Consider the following 3,253-nt stretch of genomic DNA (forward strand, 5'->3'; position numbering starts at 1 on the left):
GGATACGAATCCTTAACGGAAGTCTACATTCAACTCAACCCATCTCTTTGCGAACCGCCGAGTACGTGACCCGTATGCTCGGTGGTGTGAGAGGCTCTCCCTGCTAGTTTCTAGTGGGGCAGTCTACTCGATTACCTGCTGTTTTTTCTTTTACTCATAAAGTTTGTCCGATATGTAAAGAGAATAAAAAAGTTGAAGAATATCCGACTTATTTTAGTAAAGCAAGAAATAAACATAGAATTGGAAATTATTGCAAGCCTTGTGGCAGAAAAGAAGCTAAACCTAGAGCAATTAAAAACTATCAGGAAAATCAAGAAAAAAGAAAACAATACGCTAAAGATTATCGAGCTAATCCTGATAATAAAGAAAAACGCAGAAAATTAGAAATTCATTTTAAGAAAAAATATCGTGAAGAATTACAAGATTGTTATGTTAGAGATGTTTTAGCAACTCGTTACGATATACCTACAGAAGTTTCAAGAGAAATTCCTGAAATTGTAGAAACAAAAAGATTACAAATAAAAATTAGAAGAAAACTTAAAAATTTAAAAAATGGCAAAAAATAAACTTTCCGATTTAAACGACCATCTTTTCGCAGCATTAGAGCGATTGAATGATGAAGATTTGACAACTGAACAAATTGAAGCAGAAGCAAAAAGAGCTGATGCAATTATAGGCGTTTCAGATAAAATTATAGGAACTGCAAGAATTACACTTGATGCAATGAAATTAGTTGCAAGTGGAAATTTAGATACTGAAGAAATTCCTGAAAGTTTTGGATTTAAGCGTATAGGTTCTTCAAAATAGCAGGTAACTAGTAAATATCTTCAAATTTATGTAACTTTTTTTAACTTTTCAATTTTTATTCAAGTTTTTTCTGATGGTTTTGCTCTGCAATCCGATCTAACGGACTTTGAATTTTACTCACCGCACTCGCACTAATGTGCGTATAAACTGTTGTCGTTTTGATGCTCGAATGTCCCAAAAACTGCTGGATATACCGAATGTCTGTTCCGTTTTCCAACAAATGCGTGGCAAAACTATGGCGTAACGTATGCACCGTAGCCTTCTTTTCCAAACCGGACTTTTGTAAAGCCATTCGCATGACTTCTTGTACACTTCTAGTTGAATAAGGTTCACCCGCAAATTGCCCCTCAAATACATACTTTTTCGTTTGATACGTTTGCTTGTAATACTCCAACGAACTAACAATGCTGTAAGGCAACATCACCATTCTGTCCTTCTTACCCTTCGCATTCCTGATATGAATCTTGTGTTCCGCAAACAAAATATCCCGCCATTCTAAATTCACAATCTCACTCACGCGTAATCCCGCTCCATAACCAATCAACAACAATAACTTATGTTTCGGATTTTCAACTACCCTAAAAAGCAACAAACATTCCTCCATCGTTAAAACACTTGGCAACTTCTTTTCCTTTTTCGGTCTCGGTAGTTTTAACTCATATCCGGGAATTTGTTCTACTTGATTATAATAAAACAGCAATGCATTCACCATCGAATGACCGGAGGTAGCACTCAGTCCTCGTTCCATCAAAGAAGCCAAATAACGAACTGTTTCTTTATACGTAATATCCTTTGGGTCTCTGTACTCAAAATCGCGTAAAAATTGTAAAAATTGTTGCGTGTAGGTACGAATGGTGGAAGGACTGTAATTCACAGCCATCAACGTATCAACATAATTAGAAACAAAACGATGAGCCGGCTCTGGGACTGTTGAAAACAGTTGTGATTTTGTTCTCGCCAAATCAATTTGCTTTTTATTAATTATATTCCGTTTGTTTAAATACCCATTTGGCAATTCCGATTGTATGACTACACGATGTGGTTCAAAATGAGCTACCAACGCTTCATAAACGGCCGGAGAAGCAGGTAATAAAAAACAAGCATTCGGTTTACTGTAACGAACCATCGAAATGCGTTTTACCTTTTCCAATAAGGCCAACAAAGGGGGAACATACACTTCCATCCATTTCACATCCTCTTGATGCGAACGCAAAACAATTGACTTTCCTTCAAAAACAACTTCTTTTTCTAAATAATCTTCTGGAAAAAAATCGGAAACTTCTAAAATACGCTCGACAGCTTCTTTTACTTTCGGATTTCGCATGGCCATATATACCTTGTAGGTAGCATGCCAATATACTCCTTTCACTAACTTAAGTTGATTAACCACCGACTGCACATACCGAATTTTAAACACCCAGTATTTTCCTAAATTGGGTAACAATTCTAATCGCAACTTTTGGGCTAACGAATCAACTTTCGTTATATGTTCAGGGTTGTTTACAGAAGGATGTAAACCTAACTGAAGTTCGCTTTTGGCTATGGGTGGAAGGTCACGGCTACTCGTTTCGCCGGCCACCGGTTGCTGAATCTGTAAATCGGGAAATAAGGTTTTGAGCTGTTGATAGGCTACTTTGTTGTAATCAATGTACCAACATTGAAACGTCCTGCTGTACACCGCACCAATCCCTTTTAGTTGTTGCTGTATCGCATAATTCTTTTCAAAAAAAATCCCGATACGAAATGCTCCTTTGTGCTCAATTTTTCGGATAGATAATGTCATATGGCGTGTAATTGAAATACAAATATATAAAAATAATTTAAAAGGTGCTGAGGCTCTGAGTTGCTAAGGTGCTGAGTGACATCTGTTCTTAATGAACCTTAAAACACTTAACTTCTTAATGTTTTAAAAAAAAGAAAAATAATACTACAAAATCAACCCTATATTTGGGTTTCCTTCCATATTAGTTGCACATTTGTTCGGAAAACACCCCCTTTTTCCGAAGCCCGTTCGAACAAGTATCGAACAAATACCGAACAAAACCACCATAAAAGTCAAGAAATTCGTCAAATGCAGTCAAATGCAGTCAAATCATGTCAAATGTAGTCAAATGGCGTCAAATGGCGTCAAAATTTTGAGGTACTGAGGTGCTGAGTTGCTGAGGTGCTGAGTTTTGTTGTTGCTTAGAAAGAAAGCCATTTTATAAAAGGAAAAAGATAGCACTCATGAATCCGTCCCGAGACTTCGGGATCATCCGCATTCGCCAAGCGAATCAAAAAAATCCGTTCAAATTTTTAAAATCCGCATCATCCGTGTTCCAATTACACCAATAATGATGTTTACCACTACTCTTTGAACGAAGATAGCAAATTGACACATTGCCGAATTGCCTCATTGCCGAATTCCCACATTCCCTAATTTTGATGAGATTTCTCCTATCGTCGA

Annotated in this window: 3 protein-coding genes; 2 read left to right on the forward strand and 1 reads right to left on the reverse strand. The window is 36.9% G+C overall.

All coding sequences use genetic code 11. The features are described from left to right. Window positions 1-113: 113 nt before the first annotated feature. Both H601_RS0112860 and H601_RS15805 read left to right on the forward strand, forming a co-directional pair. A complete protein-coding gene (locus H601_RS0112860; protein WP_026711873.1) occupies window positions 114-566 on the forward strand; it encodes a hypothetical protein in 453 nt (150 codons plus the stop codon). Further along, the gene (locus H601_RS15805) at window positions 553-807 is read left to right on the forward strand and encodes a hypothetical protein (RefSeq protein WP_051220756.1); all 255 of its coding nucleotides are present in this window, start codon (window positions 553-555) and stop codon (window positions 805-807) included. The genes H601_RS0112860 and H601_RS15805 overlap by 14 nt, the downstream gene beginning before the upstream one ends. A gap of 55 nt (window positions 808-862) precedes the next feature. Here H601_RS15805 and H601_RS0112870 read toward each other — a convergent pair whose 3' ends face one another. Further along, window positions 863-2,590 carry a tyrosine-type recombinase/integrase gene (locus H601_RS0112870; RefSeq protein WP_026711874.1) on the reverse strand — a complete coding sequence of 576 codons (1,728 nt, stop codon included), beginning with the start codon at window positions 2,588-2,590 and terminating at the stop codon, window positions 863-865. Window positions 2,591-3,253: the final 663 nt, after the last annotated feature.

It is taken from the genome of Flavobacterium filum DSM 17961 (assembly GCF_000425465.1).
GTDB lineage: Bacteria > Bacteroidota > Bacteroidia > Flavobacteriales > Flavobacteriaceae > Flavobacterium > Flavobacterium filum.